Annotated in this window: 23 protein-coding genes and 3 pseudogenes; 16 read left to right on the top strand and 10 right to left on the bottom strand. The window is 69.3% G+C overall.

Annotated elements, in window-relative coordinates; translation table 11 throughout:
- The first annotated feature begins 1 nt into the window (after position 1).
- The 4 genes and pseudogenes from ACIPEK_RS35500 (at position 2) to ACIPEK_RS35485 (ending at position 2,931) form a co-directional block, all read left to right on the top strand.
- On the top strand, positions 2-172 hold the full coding sequence (locus ACIPEK_RS35500; protein WP_402004865.1) for a hypothetical protein: 171 nt from the start codon (positions 2-4) through the stop codon (positions 170-172).
- Positions 163-928, top strand: a pseudogene (locus ACIPEK_RS35495) (TniB family NTP-binding protein); the annotation flags it as partial. The gene ACIPEK_RS35500 and the pseudogene ACIPEK_RS35495, both read left to right, overlap by 10 nt.
- Before the next feature lie 8 nt (positions 929-936).
- Complete coding sequence (locus tag ACIPEK_RS35490) at positions 937-2,070, top strand: TniQ family protein (RefSeq protein ID WP_402004862.1); 1,134 nt, start codon at positions 937-939, stop codon at positions 2,068-2,070.
- Between the two features lie 240 nt (positions 2,071-2,310).
- A complete protein-coding gene (locus tag ACIPEK_RS35485) occupies positions 2,311-2,931 on the top strand; it encodes a PadR family transcriptional regulator (protein WP_402004860.1) in 621 nt (206 codons plus the stop codon).
- 68 nt (positions 2,932-2,999) lie between these two features.
- Here the strand turns inward: ACIPEK_RS35485 and ACIPEK_RS35480 are convergent, their stop codons facing one another.
- Both ACIPEK_RS35480 and ACIPEK_RS35475 read right to left on the bottom strand, forming a co-directional pair.
- Positions 3,000-3,431: an SRPBCC family protein gene (locus ACIPEK_RS35480; protein ID WP_402004858.1), complete on the bottom strand. Its 432-nt coding sequence runs from the start codon at positions 3,429-3,431 to the stop codon at positions 3,000-3,002.
- Positions 3,432-3,492: 61 nt separating this feature from the next.
- Positions 3,493-3,714 (bottom strand): hypothetical protein, encoded by a 222-nt coding sequence (locus ACIPEK_RS35475; protein WP_402004856.1) that lies wholly within the window; start codon positions 3,712-3,714, stop codon positions 3,493-3,495.
- A 247-nt stretch (positions 3,715-3,961) separates the two neighbouring features.
- On the opposite strand from ACIPEK_RS35475, the gene ACIPEK_RS35470 reads away from it, so the two are divergent.
- Positions 3,962-4,552 carry a Clp protease N-terminal domain-containing protein gene (locus ACIPEK_RS35470; RefSeq protein WP_402004853.1) on the top strand — a complete coding sequence of 197 codons (591 nt, stop codon included), beginning with the start codon at positions 3,962-3,964 and terminating at the stop codon, positions 4,550-4,552.
- A 22-nt stretch (positions 4,553-4,574) separates the two neighbouring features.
- On the opposite strand, the gene ACIPEK_RS35465 is transcribed toward ACIPEK_RS35470, so the two are convergent.
- The gene (locus ACIPEK_RS35465) at positions 4,575-4,697 is read right to left on the bottom strand and encodes a hypothetical protein (protein WP_402004850.1); all 123 of its coding nucleotides are present in this window, start codon (positions 4,695-4,697) and stop codon (positions 4,575-4,577) included.
- Here ACIPEK_RS35465 and ACIPEK_RS35460 point away from each other — a divergent pair.
- From ACIPEK_RS35460 to ACIPEK_RS35450, 3 genes are all read left to right on the top strand, one after another.
- The gene (locus ACIPEK_RS35460; protein WP_402004847.1) at positions 4,692-5,057 is read left to right on the top strand and encodes a nuclear transport factor 2 family protein; all 366 of its coding nucleotides are present in this window, start codon (positions 4,692-4,694) and stop codon (positions 5,055-5,057) included. The genes ACIPEK_RS35465 and ACIPEK_RS35460 overlap by 6 nt on opposite strands.
- 31 nt (positions 5,058-5,088) lie before the next feature.
- Positions 5,089-6,117 carry an EamA family transporter gene (locus ACIPEK_RS35455; protein ID WP_402004844.1) on the top strand — a complete coding sequence of 343 codons (1,029 nt, stop codon included), beginning with the start codon at positions 5,089-5,091 and terminating at the stop codon, positions 6,115-6,117.
- 157 nt (positions 6,118-6,274) lie between these two features.
- A complete protein-coding gene (locus tag ACIPEK_RS35450) occupies positions 6,275-7,231 on the top strand; it encodes a DMT family transporter (RefSeq protein WP_402004841.1) in 957 nt (318 codons plus the stop codon).
- Between the two features lie 54 nt (positions 7,232-7,285).
- On the opposite strand, the gene ACIPEK_RS35445 is transcribed toward ACIPEK_RS35450, so the two are convergent.
- Positions 7,286-7,981 (bottom strand): pyridoxamine 5'-phosphate oxidase family protein, encoded by a 696-nt coding sequence (locus ACIPEK_RS35445; RefSeq protein WP_402004838.1) that lies wholly within the window; start codon positions 7,979-7,981, stop codon positions 7,286-7,288.
- 35 nt (positions 7,982-8,016) lie between these two features.
- On the opposite strand from ACIPEK_RS35445, the gene ACIPEK_RS35440 reads away from it, so the two are divergent.
- A complete protein-coding gene (locus ACIPEK_RS35440; protein ID WP_402004835.1) occupies positions 8,017-9,348 on the top strand; it encodes an aminotransferase class I/II-fold pyridoxal phosphate-dependent enzyme in 1,332 nt (443 codons plus the stop codon).
- Here ACIPEK_RS35440 and ACIPEK_RS35435 read toward each other — a convergent pair.
- A complete protein-coding gene (locus ACIPEK_RS35435) occupies positions 9,339-10,349 on the bottom strand; it encodes a DMT family transporter (protein ID WP_402004832.1) in 1,011 nt (336 codons plus the stop codon). The two genes, ACIPEK_RS35440 and ACIPEK_RS35435, sit on opposite strands and share 10 nt — an antisense overlap.
- Before the next feature lie 74 nt (positions 10,350-10,423).
- Here ACIPEK_RS35435 and ACIPEK_RS35430 point away from each other — a divergent pair, with 74 nt between their 5' ends.
- Positions 10,424-11,338, top strand: coding sequence for a LysR family transcriptional regulator (locus tag ACIPEK_RS35430; RefSeq protein WP_402004829.1), 915 nt, complete (start codon positions 10,424-10,426; stop codon positions 11,336-11,338).
- Between the two features lie 17 nt (positions 11,339-11,355).
- Here the strand turns inward: ACIPEK_RS35430 and ACIPEK_RS35425 are convergent, their stop codons facing one another.
- On the bottom strand, positions 11,356-11,832 hold the full coding sequence (locus ACIPEK_RS35425) for a pyridoxamine 5'-phosphate oxidase family protein (protein WP_402004826.1): 477 nt from the start codon (positions 11,830-11,832) through the stop codon (positions 11,356-11,358).
- A 112-nt stretch (positions 11,833-11,944) separates the two neighbouring features.
- Here ACIPEK_RS35425 and ACIPEK_RS35420 point away from each other — a divergent pair, with 112 nt between their 5' ends.
- On the top strand, positions 11,945-12,592 hold the full coding sequence (locus tag ACIPEK_RS35420; RefSeq protein ID WP_402004823.1) for a cysteine hydrolase: 648 nt from the start codon (positions 11,945-11,947) through the stop codon (positions 12,590-12,592).
- A 24-nt stretch (positions 12,593-12,616) separates the two neighbouring features.
- Here the strand turns inward: ACIPEK_RS35420 and ACIPEK_RS35415 are convergent, their stop codons facing one another.
- Entirely contained in the window at positions 12,617-13,069 is a 453-nt protein-coding gene (locus tag ACIPEK_RS35415; RefSeq protein ID WP_402004820.1) for a Rieske (2Fe-2S) protein, read from the bottom strand.
- Positions 13,070-13,141: 72 nt separating this feature from the next.
- Positions 13,142-13,875: pseudogene (locus ACIPEK_RS35410) on the bottom strand (alpha/beta hydrolase family protein); the annotation flags it as partial.
- Positions 13,876-14,199: 324 nt separating this feature from the next.
- On the opposite strand from ACIPEK_RS35410, the gene ACIPEK_RS35405 reads away from it, so the two are divergent.
- Positions 14,200-14,580: a hypothetical protein gene (locus ACIPEK_RS35405; protein WP_402004817.1), complete on the top strand. Its 381-nt coding sequence runs from the start codon at positions 14,200-14,202 to the stop codon at positions 14,578-14,580.
- A 42-nt stretch (positions 14,581-14,622) separates the two neighbouring features.
- On the opposite strand, the gene ACIPEK_RS35400 is transcribed toward ACIPEK_RS35405, so the two are convergent.
- On the bottom strand, positions 14,623-14,985 hold the full coding sequence (locus tag ACIPEK_RS35400; RefSeq protein ID WP_402004814.1) for a hypothetical protein: 363 nt from the start codon (positions 14,983-14,985) through the stop codon (positions 14,623-14,625).
- Between the two features lie 542 nt (positions 14,986-15,527).
- Between ACIPEK_RS35400 and ACIPEK_RS35395 the strand changes: the two genes are divergently transcribed.
- The 4 genes and pseudogenes from ACIPEK_RS35395 to ACIPEK_RS35380 all read left to right on the top strand — a co-directional run bounded on the left by ACIPEK_RS35395 (position 15,528) and on the right by ACIPEK_RS35380 (position 17,766).
- A complete protein-coding gene (locus ACIPEK_RS35395) occupies positions 15,528-15,680 on the top strand; it encodes a hypothetical protein (protein WP_402004811.1) in 153 nt (50 codons plus the stop codon).
- 84 nt (positions 15,681-15,764) lie between these two features.
- Positions 15,765-15,893, top strand: a pseudogene (locus ACIPEK_RS35390) (hypothetical protein); the annotation flags it as partial.
- Positions 15,894-16,688: 795 nt separating this feature from the next.
- A complete protein-coding gene (locus tag ACIPEK_RS35385) occupies positions 16,689-17,336 on the top strand; it encodes a hypothetical protein (RefSeq protein WP_402004808.1) in 648 nt (215 codons plus the stop codon).
- Between the two features lie 220 nt (positions 17,337-17,556).
- Positions 17,557-17,766, top strand: a complete 210-nt coding sequence (locus ACIPEK_RS35380; protein ID WP_402004805.1) for a DUF6207 family protein — start codon at positions 17,557-17,559, stop codon at positions 17,764-17,766.
- A 184-nt stretch (positions 17,767-17,950) separates the two neighbouring features.
- Here the strand turns inward: ACIPEK_RS35380 and ACIPEK_RS35375 are convergent.
- The coding region (locus tag ACIPEK_RS35375; RefSeq protein ID WP_402004936.1) for a MerR family DNA-binding transcriptional regulator at positions 17,951-18,094 on the bottom strand (144 nt) is incomplete at its 5' end.

Below are 18,094 nucleotides of genomic sequence, written 5' to 3'. Positions count from 1 at the left end.
CATGTCCCGGTCGGTGCTGCCGCACCGCAGACTGCTGTCGTTGGACGAGCGCCTGAAGCACGCGGCGGCCCGGCCGGTGATCATCCCCGAGACCATCGTTTGCGACCGGGGCAAGGCGTTCACCTCGGAGAACTTCCGTGCCGCCTGCCGAACCCTGGAGATCAGCGCCTGACCCTGCTCAACCGGCATGCGATCGGCGCCGCAGGGGGCTGATCCTGTCCGGCCCGGCCGGCACCGGCAAGACGACCGCGCTCACCCAGTTCGGCAAGACCATCGAGGCCATCGACCGGCGTCGGCACCCCGGGGTCGACGGCCGGATCCCGGTGGTCTACGTCACCGTCCCGCCCGCCGCGACCTCACGCATGCTGGCTGTGGAGTTCGCCCGCTTCCTGGGCCTGCCCGTCACCAGCCGAGCCAACATCACCGACGTCATCGAAGCCGTCTGCGGCGTGCTCATCGACGCGAGGGTCACGTCGTGTGTGTCGACGAACTGCACAATCTCTCCCTCGCGACCCGCAACGGCGCCGAAGTCTCGGACACCTTGAAGTACTTTTCCGAGCGCATCCCGGGGACCTTCGTCTATGTCGGAGTCGACCTGGAGGCCAACGGACTGTTCGACGGCACCCGGGGACGGCAGATCGCCGGACGGTTCGGGGTCATCGAGACCGTCCCCTTCCCCCGCACCGAGGAATGGACCGGGCTGGTCACCACCCTCGAACAGGCCCTGCGACTGCACCACCACCGATCCGGAACCCTGGAAGGGCTGGCCCACTACCTCCACGACCGCACCGGCGGGATGATCGGCTCCCTGTCCCACCTCATCCGCGGCGCGGCCATCGACGCCATCCTGGACGGCAGCGAGAAGATCACCCGCAAGTCCCTGCAGAACGTGAAGCTCGACCGCGCGGCCCAGAACCGCAGAGCCTGACCGGCCTCATGAGTACCGGCGAGAACGACGACGGCCGGCTCCGGCTGCTGCCGGTCCGCCCCCGGCCAAAACCCGGAGAAAGTACGGACTCCTACGTCCGCCGTCTCGCCCGCGCCAACCACCTCAAACCCAGCTACCTGCGCGGATACCTCGTCGGCCCGCCGGACTACGGACGCGGCAAACGCCCGCGGGCCGACCGGCTCGCAGCGGTCACCGGACGCCAGCAAGACACACTGGAACGGGCACTGTCCGATCTGATGCGGCAAAAACGTACGGAACCCGATAGACCCAAGCGCCGCTTCACCAAGCGCGCGGACAAGCCCGCGCTCTTCGCGGCGATCCGCAAGGACGCCCAAGCCGAGCGGCTGCCGGTCTCTCATCTGGCGAAGCGCCACCACGTCAGCCACGCCACGGTCCGACAGGCCCTGAAGTCGCCAACGCCGCCGCCCCGCAAGAAACGGCCCCCCATCGTGGGCCCTGCCAAGGAACGCGTCGGCCCCACCATCGACGCCATCCTCGACGAGTGCGCCGCCACTCACGCAGGCCAACTCCCCACCGTGAGAGAGGTCTGGGAGAAGCTGCTGGACGACCACGACGCCACCGTCTCCTACGGAACAGTCCACCGCTACATGTCCAGCCATCCGCTCAAGAACGCGGACACGTTGATCAGCCACACTGAACTCACCACAGGGAACTACCTCGCCGCCTCCCAGCAGACCTTCCACGCGGCCGTGTTCAAGCAGTACCGGGCGCTGCTGACCGCAGTCCGCCGCGAGCCCGCCCGACAGGGCCTCGACGACACCTTCGCAACGACTACCGCCTTCGTCCTTGGCCTGGACGCCGGAAGCAACTGGAACATGCTCGCCGGCTTCCAGGAATGGCTCGTCGTCCGCCGCGGCACAGGACACGACCTGACCTGGCCCATCCTCGTCCGCCACCTCGCCCCCGGAGGATGGGTCCACCCACTCACCCAGCAGGCCGACACCGCAGCCGCGACCACGCTCCACCGGCTCCTCAGCGAGTTCTTCGACGCGCGAGAACAGCCCGACGGCCTCGGAAAGATCTTCCGGGACTACCAGTCGTGGCTGACGACTCAGGCGTGGTATCAGTTCGAAACGGCAGAGCCGGACCAAATCGGCTGAGACAGCATCCGGCATCCACCCGCCCGGGACCACATCATCTGAGATTCCCGGTATCTCCACGTCTCAGCTGAACTGGTCGCCGCAGGTCAGGAGCCCGACCCAGGGCCAGATCATTTAAGACGGGACACCGATCTTCCCTGTCACAGGTCACCCAAAGGCCGACCAGGGTGTTTGTCAAGCGACCGGTTCCGATATATCGTTGACGCATCGCGACAGATCAACGATGGAAGGAGCGTAGCGATGCGTTCACATGGACACGAGCACGGGCACGGACATGGGCACTGCGGGCCCGGTCATCAAGGTCGGGGCGAATTCGAGGGGCGGCGGGCGGCCTTCGGGCAGTTCGGTCCGCCTTTCGGCGGCGGTCCCTTCGGGGGTGGCCCCTTCGGCGGTGGACGCGGCCGGGGCGGTGGACGGGGAAGGGCGCGCCGCGGTGACGTTCGTGCGTCGATCCTGGCGCTGCTGAAGGACCGGCCGATGCACGGGTACGAGATGATCCAGGAGATCGGTGAGCGCAGCGGCGGGGCCTGGCGGCCCAGTCCGGGCTCGGTCTATCCGACCCTCCAGCTGCTGGAGGACGAGGGCCTGATCGTCAGCGCGAGCGAGGGCGGCAAGAAGCTGTTCACGCTCACCGATATCGGCCGCACCGAGGCGGAGTCGGGCCCCGACGCGCCCTGGGAGGAAGCTGGGCGCGGAGTCGACTGGGAGAGCGTCAATGAAATCCGGCAGGCCGGTTTCGGTCTGATGGAGGCGTTCGGTCAGGTCTGGAAGACCGGCTCGGCCGATCAGCGCCAGAAGGCGCTCGCGGTCATCAATGACGCCCGTAAGAAGCTCTATCTGATCCTCGCCGACGAGCACTGAGCCCGTGGGTGGGGTGCCGAGGGCCTCGCGGCCGAGCCGCGAGGCCCTTCCCGTCGCTCCGGTGGCGGTCAGGCGGCGACCAGCCCGCCCAGTTTGCGTAGCGACTCGACGAGCGCGGCGGTTGCCGAATCCTTGAGCTTTCCGGCCATCAGGGAGACCGCGGCGCCGGTGAACTCCCCGTCGATGCGTACCGTGGTCGCGTCCCCGTCGGGGGTCAGTGAGTAGCGCATGGCCAGGTTGACGCCCATCGGACCCTTGCCCTGGGTGGCCAGCAGGCGCGCGGTCTCCAGCTCCGCCACCGTCCAGGTCACCTCGGCGGGGAAGCCCATGAGCTTCATGTTCTCCTCGTAGGTGGCCGCGAGTTCGAGTGTCGTCGGGCCGCCCTTGGGGAAGCTGGTGTGGGTGGCGTTCCACTGGCCGTACGCGGTGAAGTCCGTCAGCTGGGCCCAGACCTTCTCGGCCGGTGCTTCGATGCGTGCTTCTGCGCTGACTTCGGCCATGCGACCACCCCTTCTCGGCGGGTTACGGTGTCGCGGAACGTAGTCGCAGTGACGCGAACATTCAATACTGATGAACTGTCAGATCTGCGTGGCCCGTTCCCTCCGCTCCCGCCCGCCAGATCAGTGCGGCGTCGAACCGGTCGGAGGCGCGCGGGTGCGGGCCGTCGTCATGGCAGTGGAACGCGGCCCAGAAGAGATCGGCGCGCAGGGCGTTCGCCGGTGCGTGGATCCGGTATACGTACTCCCGTCCGTCGAGCGCCGGCAGGGCGACCAACCAGGACACGTCCGCGGACTCCCTTCCGGCTGCCGTATGGGTGGTGTGGCGTGTGGGACGTTCGAGGGAAGCTCGCGGTTGCTCGGGGGGGCGCGGTGCAAGGCGGCGCGCGCCGTTTTCCCGGATCGGATCCGGGAATGGCCAGATCTCATCCGTAAGGAGGAGGAACCGCTCGGGTGTGCCCAACTTGCGTGGGATGCCTAAATGGGCCCTTCCGGCGATGCTTCGGCGCCGTGGGACTGATGGGGTAAGAGGTGTGCAAAACCGGACGCCGCGGATCCCTCAGCAGCCCGCACCGAACCGTGCTGAGTTCGACGCCAGACTCACTGTGGAGCTGGCCGCCGTTGTGACGGGTGCCCGAAGGCGCGCACTGCGCGACGGCGACCGGCAGATCGACACCGCGCATCTGCTGCACTCCCTCATCGAATCGGACCCCGAGGTGCGGGCGGCCTTCGAGGGTGGACCCCAATTGGCCAAGGTGCTCGGATATCTCGTCCAGCGCAGTATCGGATACGGGCTCCGCTGGCAGGGTGCGGTGGAGGACACCGGTGCTGTCCCGGTCGTCGAGGACCCGGATTCCGCGGTGCGGGACATAGATTCCGCGGTGCGGGACATAGGGGTGGAGGGCTGGTCGCCCTCGGCCGCTTCGGCGATGGCCGAAGCCCGCGAGCGGGCGGAGCTGCGCGGCGACGCACGCGCCGGAGGGCTTGATCTGCTGGCGGCGCTGGCCTCGGACCACGAGTGCCGGGCTGTCGAGGTGCTGCAGCGGGCCGGCGTCGACGCGGAGCAGCTTGCGGCCCGGATCGTGGGGGCGTCCGGCCAGGGGTGGCAGGGAGCCAGGGGCTGACGGCCTGACGTGCGGCGTCGATTCAGCGTGGCGGTTCGGTCAGGGCCTTGAAGGCCGGGCGGAGCAGGGCGGCGATGCGGTCGGCGGGAGCGTCGCGGAGGGCGTCGAGGCCGAGTAGCTGGTGTACGCCGCGGACACGGTGCACGAGTTCCCGTTCTCCTCCCCCGGGTTTCCCTCCCGCTATGAGAGGCGCGAGGAGGTGCGTGCCGGATACCGGAGGGCCTGGGGCGCGGGCCCCGTCCCGGTGGAGGCCGTCGAGGACATGGAGATCCACGACACCGCCGATCCGGAAGTGATCACTGGCGAGCACGTCGTGGTCGGCGCACTGTCGACCGGGACCTTCACCGTGCCCGGTGTGCTGATCGTCCGCGTCCATGACGGACTGATCACGCGGGTCCGTGACCACATGGACGGACTGGCTGTCGCCGGGCTGGGCGAGCTGATGGTGAAAGCTGCGGTGGAGGAGCGTCTGACGGAGAGCGTGCGTCAGGGGTCACAGGGGTGACGCTACTGACCACAGCTGTCATGATGTGCCGATGCACGCGTCTCAGGGGAGAAGCGCCGGCCTGGGACTTGCCCTGGCCTCGGCGTTCGCATTCGGTGGTTCAGGGGTGGCGGCCAAGCCGCTGATCGAGGCAGGACTCGATCCGCTCCATGTGGTGTGGCTCCGGGTGGCGGGCGCCGCCCTTGTCATGCTGCCCGTCGCCTGGCGCCACCGGGTTCTCGTGCGCAGCCGGCCCATCCTGCTGCTGGGGTTCGGGCTGCTCGCCGTGGCCGGTGTGCAGGCCTTCTACTTCGCTGCGATCTCCCGTGTACCCGTCGGTGTCGCTCTTCTCGTCGAGTATCTGGCGCCCGCGCTCGTTCTCGGCTGGGTCCGCTTCGTCCAGCGTCGGCCGGTCGCCCGGGGTGCCGCGGTAGGTGTGGTACTCGCCGTCGGGGGACTCACCTGCGTGGTCGAGATCTGGTCGGGGCTGAGCTTCGACGTGGTCGGGCTGCTGCTCGCGCTCGGCGCCGCCTGCTGCCAGGTCGGCTACTTCGTCCTGTCGGACCAGGGCAGCGCGGGCAGCACGGAAGGAGTCGAACCTCCGCATCCGGTCGGTGTCATCGCGTACGGGCTGCTGATCGGCACGGTCGTCCTCACCGTGGTCGCACGGCCCTGGGGCATGGACTGGTCGGTTCTGGGCGGCAATGCGGGCATGGACGGCACGGATGTACCCGCCTGGCTGCTGCTCGTCTGGATCGTGCTGATGTCGACGGTGATCGCCTACGTCACCGGGGTGATCTCGGTGCGGCTGCTCTCACCCGCGGTGGCGGGTGTCGTCGCCTGTCTCGAGGCGGTCATCGCGACCGTGCTCGCCTGGGTGATGCTCGGCGAGTACCTGTCGGCGCCGCAGCTCATCGGCGGTTCCATGGTGCTGATCGGTGCCTTCATCGCCCAGTCGGCGACACCGAAGACGCCCGCCGGTCCCGTCGCATCCGGACGAGGCGAAGGGCACACTGCGGGATCGGACGGAGGCCCTGCCGCTGCCGAGGGGAAGTTGTCCGCGGGTCGTGCTGCGACGTAATGTGACGATCATGCATTCGACCGTACTTCCGCCGCCTGCCGCCTAGCGCGGGCGGCCACTCCTGACGAAGACCGGGCTCGGGCAGTTCCGAGCGGTTCGTCGCTGCCCGTGTACGGAGCCGAGCGACCACCGTCCTGTCTTCATCTGGAGAAGTCACGTGTCGAATCCTGCTACTGGCCTGCCCGTCGGGCGGAGCCTCTTCTATCTGATCGTCGCCGGTGTTGCCTGGGGCACTGCCGGGGCCGCCGCTTCGCTGATCTTCGAGGTCAGCGATCTGGGCCCGCTCGCCCTGTCGTTCTGGCGTTGCCTGGGCGGCCTCGTACTGCTGCTTGCCGCGCTGGCGCTACGGCCCCGACGCGTGGCCGTCCCCGCCGAACCGCGCCGCCGTCGGCTGCTGCGCGTCCTGGGGACCGGCGTCGGTCTCACCGTCTTCCAGAGCGCGTACTTCGCGGCCGTCGAGGCGACCGGCCTCGCGGTCGGGACCGTCGTCACCCTTGGCGCGGGCCCCGTGTTCATCGCGGTCGGTGCACGGCTGACCATGGGGGAGCGGCTGGGACGCGGCGGACTCACCGCGGTGGTGGGTGCGCTGGCCGGGCTCGCCGTACTGGTGCTCGGCGGTGACGGGGCCACCGTGCGGCCCGCCGGAGTCGCCCTGGCACTGCTCTCCGCGGCCGGCTACGCGACGATCACCCTGCTGACCCGGTGGCTCGGTCGCGACGGCGGCGCCACCGACTCGCTCGCCACCAGCGCATGGGCATTCGGGATCGGAGCCGTCGGACTGCTGCCGATGGCTGTGACCGAGGGGCTCGTACCGCATACTGCTCAGGCCGCGCAGGTCATGACGCTGCTGGTGTATGTGGCGGCGGTACCGACCGCGCTCGCCTATGCGCTCTACTTTGCGGGCGCCGCGGCGGTACGTGCCGCGACGGTGTCCGTGATCATGCTGCTCGAACCGGTCAGCGCGGCGGTCATCGCCGTGGTGGTGCTCCGTGAACAGCTCACCGCGGCCACCGTCGTCGGGACACTGCTGCTTCTCATGGCCGTGGCGGGGCTGGCGTTCGCCGAGGCGCGCAGCGCCGCGCACGCCCGCCGCCGGGCGGCCGTACCGGCCTGACCACCGGGGTGGCCGGGCCGTACCCGGCGGCGGGCTCGGCCACCCCGGGCGGGGTCAGAGCGCGGCGATGTAGTCCGGCACCCCGATGGCGGGATCGAGGTCGTGCGAGGGGAGCGGCGTCGCATAGCCGTGGGCGAGCGGGACGACGCCCGCCCAGTGGGGCAGCTCGAGGTCGCGGGGTTCGTCGTTGGGGCCGCCGGTGCGGATCTTGGCGGAGACCTCCTGGAGGTCCAGGCGGATGACCGCTGTCGCGGCCAGCTCCTTCTCGTCGGCGGGCCGCGAGTCCGCGGACCGGCCCGGCACCACGTGGTCCACGATTGCGTCGAGGGCGGTCCGCCGCTCCTGCGGGTCGGTGACCGTCCGTGCGATGCCGTGGACCACCACGGAGCGGTAGTTGATCGAGTGGTGGAAGGCGGAACGGGCGAGCACCAGTCCGTCGACATGCGTCACCGTCAGGCAGACGGGCAGGCCGGGATCGGTCCGGCCGGCCTCCCGCAGCGGCCGGGAGCCGGTCGAGCCGTGTACGTAGAGCCGCTCGCCGACCCGGCCGAAGAGCGTCGGCAGAACCACCGGTGAGCCGTCACGGACGAAGCCGAGATGGCAGACGTACGCCTCGTCGAGTATCGAGTGGACCAGTTCCCGGTCGTACGCCGCGCGATCGCGGGAACGGGTCGGGACGGTGCGCTCGGTCGGCTGGTATCCGGCCGTGGCGTCCGGGCCCGTGTTCTGCGGCGATGCGGTGTCCGGCATTGCGTACTCCATTGCACTAGTGCATAATCTTGTTTGTGCTAGGAGAGTATCGGATCGTCGGGCGGCGTGCAGCGGAAATTGCCGCCAGTGTGGAGCGCGGGGTCGGTTCGGGGGAGCTCGCGCCGGGGCAAGTGCTGCCGCCCATGCGGGGGTTGGCGGACCTGCTGGGGGTGAATCCCAATACGGTGGCGGCCGCCTATCGCACGCTCCGTGAGCGCGGGGTGATCGAGACGGCTGGGCGCCGGGGCAGCAGGGTGCGGCCGCGACCCGCGAGTACGGCGCGCGGTTCGCTCCGGGTCGAGGCGCCGCCCGGGGTGCGGGACCTGGGGGAGGGGAACCCCGATCCGGCGTTGCTGCCCGCGCTGGGGGAGGCATTCGCGGCGGCCGCGGGTGAGTATGCGCGGCGGCCCGGAATGTACGGACAGCCACCGGTGGACCCGGAGTTCGCCGCACTCGCCCGCGCCGCGCTGGATGCCGACGGAGTGCCGGCCGGATCCGTGGTCGCGACCTCCGGATCGCTGGACGCGATCGAGCGCGTACTGGTCGCGCATCTCAAGCCCGGTGACGCGGTGGCCATCGAGGACCCGGGGTGGGGCAGCTTGCTGGATCTCGTACCGGCGCTGGGGTTGCGCCCAGTGCCCGTCGCGCTCGACGACGAGGGACCGCTGCCCGATGCCGTCGAGCACGCGCTGAACGCCGGTGCCCGCGCCCTCGTGGTCACCGACCGCGCGCAGAATCCGACCGGAGCCGCGATCAGTGCCGGGCGCGCCTTCGAGCTGCGGGGCGTTCTGGCCGGACACCGCGGCGTTCTCCTGATCGAGGACGACCACGGGCACGCCATCGTCGATATGCCGCTGTACCCGCTGGCAGGCGCTACGGACCGGTGGGCATTCGTGCGGTCCGTGGCCAAGGCGTACGGACCGGATCTGCGGGTCGCCGTGCTGACCGGCGACCCGGTCACGGTCGACCGGGTGTCGGGCCGGCAGCGGTTGGGCCCCGGCTGGGTCAGCAGGCTGCTGCAACGGGCCGTAGTGCACCTGTGGTCCTCGGGCGCGGTCGATCCGGGCGAGGTGGCAGGGGCGTACGCAGACCGGCGGGACGCGCTCGTGAAGGCGCTGGAGGAGCGGGGCGTGGAGGCGCACGGACGCAGCGGCATGAACGTGTGGGTACCGGTCAGCGACGAGACCGGTGCGGTGGCGCGGCTGCTGCACGCAGGCTGGGCGGTGGCGCCCGGGGCGCGGTTCCGGATGACCGCGCCTCAGGGGATCCGGCTCACCGTCTCACCGCTGAACGGGGCCGACATCGGGCCGCTGGCCGATGCGGTGGCGGCAGCGGCGGGACCGGCGAAACCGTTGAACTACGGCTGAGCCTCGGTCCTGGCCTTGCCGCTGCGCGCCCTGCTCTGGGTGAGAGCGGCACCTGCCAGGACCACGAGCGCGCCGACCGGAGTGTTCCAGCTCAGCTGCTCGCCGAGCACGACGACTCCGGCCGCGGTGGCGATCACGGGAATGAAGTAGGTGACCATCTGCGCGGTCGTCGGTCCCACCTCCGCCACCAGGCCGTACTGCACCAGCACCGCGAGGCCCGTGCCGAGCGCCCCCAGGGCGACCACGGCAAGCGTCGGGAGCAGTGGGAATCCATCGGGAGCCGAAGTGAACAGCGGGGTCACCAGGGCGATCTGCGCCGTGCCGAGAAAGAGCTGGCTGCCGGTCAGGGCGAGTGTGGAGGAACTGCTGCCCGCCAGCGTCCTGCGGACATAGATCCAGCCGACCGGATAGCTGAGGGAAGCGAGCAGGGCCATGGCCGTACCGCTGAAGTCCAGCCCGGAGAAGCCCTGCCAGGCGCCCAGCACGGTGAGTACACCGAGGAATCCGAGCCCGAGTCCGGCGACGCGGCGACGGGTCGGCCGGTCCTCGGAGAGCGCGACGAGCGAAAGCGCCATGCCCCACAGGGGCGAGGTCGCATTGCAGATTCCGGCCAGCGTCGACGGGATGCTCAGCTCGGCATACGCGAAGAGCGAGAACGGCAGTGCGTTCAGGAAGAACGCGGCGACGGCCAGGTGCCCCCACGTGCGGCTGCCGCGCGGCAGCCGCTCACGCCGTACCGCCATCGCGACGGCAAGCACCGCCGTGCCCGACAGGAGGCGGCCGAGGGTGACCTGGAACGGGGCGTACCCCTCGGTACCGACCTTGATCAGAAGGAAGCTGAAACCCCAGATGAGTGAGAGCGCCCCGAACCGGATCCGCCAGTCCAGCACCCGGCGCGCGGCAGGTGCTGGGACCGGAGCCGGAGTGGTTGTCCCGGCCGGCGGGGCAGGGGTGGAGGGCTTGGCGGGAGGAATGGTTCTCTGCGTGGCAGGGGCGCTCATGGGGTCAACAATGACGAAAACAATCGCGTAGGACAAGTGAGATTTTGTGCGCAAATTCGCGTAGCATTGCTTACATGTTGAACCTGGAGCGCCTGCGTACCCTGGATGCCCTTGCCCGGCACGGTTCGGTCAGCGGTGCCGCCGAGGGGCTGCATGTCACCACATCGGCGGTCTCCCAGCAGATGTCGAAGCTGGAGCGGGAGGTGGGGCAGCAACTCCTCGCCAAGAACGGCCGCGGGGTCCGGCTCACCGACGCCGGTCAGCTGCTCGCCGACCATGCGGCCCGGATCCTGTCCCAGGTCGAGCTGGCCCAGTCCGACATCGAGGCGCAGCGCGGTGAGGTGGTGGGCGAGATCCGGCTCTCCGCCTTTCCGACCGCGGCGCGCGGACTCTTCCCCGCGGCGCTCCTCGCGCTGCGTGCCGATCACCCCGAACTGCGCGTGCGAACACGGGAACTGGAGCCCGAGGACGGACTCCGTGCGGTGATCAGGGGTGACGTCGACCTCGCGGTGGTGCTGGACTGGAGCAACAAGCGGCTGCCGGTGCCCGGCGGCCTGGCCAAGGCCGAACTCCTCGATGACGCACCGGACATCGCGATGCCGGCCGGCCATCGGCTCGCGGACCGGGTGGAGGTGGATCTGGAGGAGTTCGCCGACGACGATTGGGTGTCATGGCCGGAGGGTGAATTCTGCTACGACTGGCTGATGTTCACTCTGCGCTCGAAGGGCATTGAACCCCGCATTGCGCATCTGGCGGGCGAGCACCACACCCAACTCGCCCTGATCGCCGCAGGGATGGGGGTCTGTGTGGCGCCGAGGCTGGGCCGGGGACCGGTACCCGACGGGGTGCGGCTCGTGCCCGTACGGCAGAAGATGCGACGGCACGTCCATGCCGTGTGGCGTACCGACGCGGACCGGCGTCCGTCGATCAGGGCGGCGGTGGCGGCGCTGCGGATGGCCGGTCGCGAGCTGGATGTGCCGTCGTCGTAGGACGGGAAAGGGTGCCCTCAGGTCGCGGACGGTCCTGCGAGCTTCCGGAAGTCCCAGGAGGTGATGGACTCAGGAGTGAGCCGCAGCCAGGCGTGCCGGCCGTCGTGCGGCATGGTGTCCATCCCGAAGTACTTCGCTGCGAACAGCCTTTCCGGCACGTCGAGTTCGGGGCACGGTTCGCCGGTACGGGGTGCCTCGCCCACAGGGACGGCCGCGCCGGAGAGTTCGATGCCGCGCAGATCCGCGTACTCCACCCCGTCGTCCACGACCACCGCGATCCTCGGGTCGTTGCACAGCTGGGACCAGCGCAGGCTGCGGGTGATCGAGTACAGCCAGAACGAGGTGCCGTCCCAGGCGTACCAGAGGGCGCCGACATGCGGGCGGCCGTCCGCGGACACGGTGGCGACCCGGCAGGTGCGCTGCTCGGCGAGATAGGTGTCCCGTTCCGAGTCCGTCATCATGATCCGACGGCCCCGTCGCTGAATGGCGGCCATGGGGCGCTCCCTCCCGATAGCTGACTCCATGTCAGAGATCATGGGCCCTCTTCCCTCATCACGCAATGGCGGTTAACCTCGCGCGCCCGATCCGCCGCCGAAAGGGGCAGCCGTGCCGTCGAAGGAACAGCTCGCCGAGCAGCTCGATCCGGCCACCACCGTACTTCTGACGGTCGAATGCCAGCAGGGCGTAGTGGGCCCGGGCAGCGCGCTGCCCGAACTGGCCGAGGAGGTCAGGTCCTCCGGCGCCCTTCACCGCGTCGCCCGACTGGTCGCAGCCGCCCACGAGGCCGGGGTCCAGGTACTGCACGCGGTGGCCGAACGCCGTCCCGACGGGCGGGGTGCCAACAACAACGCCCGCCTCTTCCGGGCAGCCGGCCGGTTGCCCGTACAACAGCACTCAGGCACCACGGCGGTACGGATCGCCGCGCCCATCGAGGTGGCGGACGAGGACCTCGTCGTGCGCAGACTGCATGGCCTTTCGCCCATCGCCGGCACGGATGTGGACGCACTGCTCCGCAACCTCGGCTGCCGGACGCTCGTCGTCACCGGGGTCTCGGCCAATGTGGCCATCCCCAACGCCGTGTTCGACGCGGTGAATCTCGGATATATGGCGGTGGTGCCGTCCGATGCCATCGCGGGGGTGCCGGCCGAATACACCCCCGCGATGATCCGCAACACACTTGCCCTCGTCGCCACCGTCACGACCACCGATGACGTACTCGGCTGCTGGCGGAGCCGAGGGCGGGCCGGGGCCTGATCGGCCGATCAGGCCGGACCGGCCCTAGGAAGCGAGCGTGATCGAGTCGCCCTCGACCGCGATCGGCCGGGCGGGCAGCGGCTGGGTGGCCGGACCTGCCGCCACACTGCCCGTCGCCACATCGAACTTGCTTCCGTGACAGGGGCAGTTGATGGTTCCGTCCGACACGCTCGACACCGAGCATCCCTGGTGGGTGCACTTCGAAGAGAACGCCTTGAACTCGCCGGCCTTGGGCTGCGTCACCACGATGCCCTGGTCGGCGAAGATCTTTCCGCCGCCCTCCGGAATGTCGGCGGTCTTTGCCAGAACGGGTCCGCCGCTGTCCGATTCGGCACTGGCAGGCTCGACCGCATCCGAACCGCGCGATTCCTTCTGGTTGCCGCACGCAGTGAGTACGGCAGCCACCGAGACGGCTCCGACCGCTGCGACAACGGTCCGACGCCCGGGACGGACCTCGTGGTCCTGCGATGCGCTCATGCTGGCTTTCCCTTCCGCGATGTTCATGACTTCGGTGTCCGACCAGGGGTACGCGCAGCGGAACGCCCACGTTCAACGCCCCAGGGACTTCTTGAGGAAGTCCCGCTCCAGCAACAACAGATCGCTGACCGTCTCCACCCGGGTGACCAGATGGCCGGACCCGGACACGGCAGAACCGTGTGCGACCGGCCCGCGGCCAGCAGCGCGGTGGAGATCCGCAGCATGTGAGCGACGGCCACATTGTCATCGGCAAGTCCGTGCACCAGCATGAGCGGGCGTGTCGGCCCGGCCGCCTCCGAGCGCAGTGAACTGCGGTCGTAGTTCTCCGGAAATACATCCGGGTGGCCGAGAAACCGTTGCGCTCAATGGGTGTCGTAGAGCCGTCGGTAGGTCGGCGCACCACCGGCGACCGCCGCGTGGAAGACCTCGGGGTGACGCAGCACAGCGGCAGCCGCGAGATACCCGCTGAACGACCAGCCGCGCATGGCGACCCGCGCCAGGTCCAGCTCGGGGTACTGCGCGGCAGCCGCGTGCCGCGCGTCGATCCGGTCCTCCACAACGGCCGTCAGCCGGTCGCCGTAAACCGATTTCCCCCAGGCCTCCCCACACCCCAAAATGCCGCGGCCATCCGCGACCAGCACCGCGAAACTCTGTTCGGCGAACCACTGTGCGACCGTGACCCACCAGGTACGCACCTTCAGAGCGACCTGCATGCCGTGGCCCGCGTACGGGGTGAGCAGTACGGGCAGCGGGGCGCCCCCCGGCCGGTGCCACGAGGGCAGACACGGCCTGCTGCGCAGCTCACGTCACCGTCCTCGTACAGCCGGGGCCGGCTGACCTGACCCGTACCGGACGTGGTTCGTACGAGGAGCACCCGGGCGCCGGCCGGTGAGACGGTGAGCTGTAGGGGCACTCCGAGCGAGAAGCGGAAGGTGCGGGCCAGCTGCCGGGGGAATCGCCAGGTGTTGTCGAGCGCGTCGTCAGCCGCGGAGTCGGATGGGGGAGCAACGGAGACAGTACGGCAGGCGGAATCCGGACCGACCGGCGCTTGCCCAGGCAGGGGCCGGGCCGGCTGCGGGGAGGCCACGCATCGCGCGTGATTGTCAGAGACGTCTGCAAGGCTGGGCGGTATGACACTGAGGAACTTCAACGACCTTGAGCGGGCCATTCGCGGCGGTTGGGGCGCGGACACCACGACGCCGGATCACCGTCCGAACTGGACCCCGGACAATCCGGCGCGCGACCAGTGCGGTGTCACCGCCCTGGTGGTGCACGACCTGTTGGGTGGTGAGCTGATCCGCGGTGAGGTTCATGTCAATGGCGAGCGAGTGGACTACCACTGGTGGAACCGTCTGGGCATGGGGATCGAAGTCGATCTCACCCGCGAGCAGTTCGGCCCCGATGAAACAGTCGTCGGCGGAGTTGTGATTGAGCGGCCTGCCGAGATCGTGCGGCTTCGCGAGGAGTATGAGCTTCTGCGTGGCCGAGTAGTGGCGGAGCTGTGCTCGTAGGCGATACGTCTTTGGGGTTTCCCGCGCGGTGACGATGCGGGGTCAGCGAGCTGTCGCGTCGTTCGCGCGGAAGACCGGTTCTCCCTCGCGCAACCGGGCGAAGAGGAGGGTGCGGTCCAGCTGCTCCTCGTCCTCGTCCTCCTCGTTGCTGAACACCTCGTCCACCAACAGTTCGCGGAGCTGCCCCTGTACGCCGTCGCCGTACCCCTGCTGGTAGTCGTCCAGATCGAAGTGGGCGTCCGCCTCCACCACGGCGATCGTGCCGTGCTCGTCCTCGATGACCAGCCGGGCGCGGATGGTGCCTGCCTGGAGGGTCTGGTCGTTGTCGTAGCCGTAGACGACCTCGGCCTCGATGTCGCCGCCGACGGACATCTCGCCGTCGGTGTGCACCGCGCGGGCTGTCACATCACCGCCGACGGCGACGACGGAGTCGGGGCCGGGTCGGCCAGACAGCCTTTGACGGTCAACGAGCCGGTGACCACGAACGGGGCCACCACGTCCAGATGCCCCTGATTCTCCCCAGACGCTCCCCAGCAGCGCTGATCCTCCCCAGATTCTCCCCAAGGAGGGCCGCCGTGACGGACGGCGGGAGACGAAACTTGGCGCTGTCGCAGGCACGCTGAGTGACTGTAGCGGGCGCTCAGCCGGAATCCCAGGGGTGATCTCGGCTCCAAGATCTCCGCCCTGTGCGTACCCGTCCCTTCGAGGGCACTGCGCCCGGCCACTGATAGCGAGACGGCTGCCCGCCCTGGGCCGTGACGGTCCCACCTGGCACAGGTCGTAACGACCGTCCAAAGGCGTCCAGCCCGTCCATGAGCGGTGCTTAATGTCAAGGTCAGGGCGTCAACGCCGCACTGTACGACGCCAACGCACTGTGCCGCGCACTGATCGCGGTCAGTCGCAGTGAGCAGGAACTGCTTCCCGCTCTCGCCGCCTACGAGCGCGCGATGCTGAAGAACGGCTTCGCCGCGGTACAGGCAGCGACGCTGTACCTACGCCTGGCCACCCTGCGCAGCCGTACGATCCGAGCGGCCGCACGGACGTTCTTCCGGCTGTGTGGTGCCGCACATCCTCTGCGCCGCGCCGTCTTCGCGGACTGACAAGCAGCGGCCCGATGCACCGACCACCGGTTCACGAGCCTGGGCAACGAGCTGGAGGACGAGGCTGTCCAAGGGCGGTGGGAGCTCACCCAGGCCAAAGCCTCCCCGGCACTCGCTCTGGACCCCGACGTCCTGGACGGCGCCCGCTACGCCCTGTGCACCCCAGCCGGCGTCGTCGACCTCCACACCGGCCACCTCCACAAGCCCGAACCCGAAGCCGAGCCGTATGCGCTCGACTTCGTCGGCGTACTGGCGCAGCTGGGGATCGGCTCGCCGGCGTCGGGGTCGACGGAGATGACTACCAGGGTGCGGTCCAGGGCGCGGCGTTGCGTTTCTTCGCGGGCGACCTGCCGGGCGAGGACGTCGCGGTACGGGGCGAGGGCCAGGCGCTCAGCGCCCCTCAGAGGGCGGGCGTCGCCGGTCCCGCCGCGGTGCGTGCACCGTCCCGAGCGGGCTGTCCCGGGCGTTCCGATCGTGTGGGCGGCGCCCAGCAGGAGGCGGGTCGGTCCACGCAGATGGTCATCGTGCCCGGACAGGTCCTGGCGCTTGCCCGCTCGGGTCCTCGGGACGGTCGGCCCAGGCCGCGGCGGGTAGGCCGTGCCCGCCGGCATTGGTCACCGTCCGGCCTGGACGAACCCTGCTATGCGCGGTCACGTTCGTCGGACAGCCACCGTTCACGTGGCCTCCTTGGAACCTACGACAGGCCACATGTCAAGCAGCGACTTGCCGACACTTTCCGGCGACCCACCGCCACAGCGGGTGAGTGGACGTCAGAAGATCACCTGCAAGGACTAATGGTCTTTCAATCTACCAAGCTCAACGTGATTTTGACGGACAGTCAGCTCTTTTTCGAGCGTCGCAAAGGGGCTCTGCATACCCGATCAGCCCCACGAAGCCGGGGGTCCCGAGTTGCTCGATATGACAGGAATAGGGGGTGTTAGTACGTTCAATCACGCACCGGCTGTCACAGCGGGACTGTCTCTGAGTCCGAGAAGGAGAACAAGCGACATGATCATGACCCGTTCCCACGCGATCGCCACGGCCGTCGCGGCCGCCGCGGCACTGACCGCGACCGGCATCACCTACGCCTCCGCCGTCCCCGCCCCCCAGGCCCAGGCCCAGGTGGCCCCGGTCGCCGTCCCCGCCCAGGCCCCCATGGGCGGGGAGGGCGGCAACACGGGCAAGGGCAACGAAGGCAACGAGCGTCGGGGCAACGAGCGCGAGGGCAACGAGCGCGAGGGCAAGCGCCATCACGAGGAGGGCAGGATCCACATCAACGAGCGCGAATACTCCGGCCGCCCCGACGGCTGCATCACCGTCGTCAGCGGCTTGGGCGCCAAGAGCTTCAACATCCGCAACGACAGCCGCAACGAGGTCGAGGTCTTCCGCGGAGCCGTGTGCGACAACGGCGCCCCCATCGCCACCGTCGGCCCGCACAGCTCCGCCGACGGCGTCTGCCCGGGCAAGGGCGAGGGCAAGGGCGAGGGCGAGGACGAGAACTGCGAGAACGGCGAGAACGGCGAGCACCACGAGAAGAAGCACCACGAGGAGATGAATGGCGGCGTGAAGGTCAAGAACGGAGTCATTGCCAGCTTCCGCGTCATCAAGCGCCACCACGGCGAGAAGGGCGAGGGCGGCGAATTCGGCGATTACTAAAACCAGCGACCGCCTGATGCGCATGCTGGAGAACTCCGGCCCGCCGTAATCGGGCCGGGGCCCTCCGGTCAGGCGCACAACACAGAATCCCGGCCCGCCGTAATCGGGCCGGGATTCTCGTCCGGCCCCCGGCCCAAGGATATCCCTTCTCGGAACATCCAGCTCGGGACCGCAGAGGTGCGTGGAGGCGTCGACGAGGGGGGTGTACAGCCGTACGGGCATGGAACCGATCCACGCGCAGCACCTCATCGAGCCCGGGCTTGTCGTCCTCGACATCTCCGCAGCCGACGAAGCAACCGCCCACGCGGTCATGACCGCACTCGAACAGCGGCGGGCCACATCAGGGATCGGGCACGTACGGAAAGTGCCCGGTGAACCAGGAGTCGAAGCACGCATGTACGCGGACACCCGGCGGCTCCCTGCCGAGTAGACCGACCACCTTCACCAGGCACCAAGCCGGAGCCCGGACCAGTCAGCCGCCGGGCGCGTGGCGGGTGAGGTGGGAGCGGGCGCAGCTCCGCTCTCCTGCGCGCTCCATCACCGCCGAGCAGGAGGACAGTCTGTCTGCGCAGTGCTTCGTCGAGCTGGCCGCCGGTGACGGCATGCATGATGCGTCAGTTGGTCGAGTAGCCGAAGGCAGGGACGAGCGCCAGGTAGGCCGCGAGGCCGGCGGCATGAGTGGCGGTGTAGTCCCGGTACCCCGTCCCGCTGCGGTGGGCCGGCGGGATGATGCCGGCGTCCTCGTAGTTGCGGACCGC

It is taken from the genome of Streptomyces sp. NPDC088246, assembly GCF_044741025.1.
Taxonomy (GTDB): Bacteria; Actinomycetota; Actinomycetes; order Streptomycetales; family Streptomycetaceae; genus Streptomyces.
The sequence above is the reverse complement of the archived record's forward strand: the minus strand, read 5'-3'. Positions and strand labels throughout refer to the sequence as shown.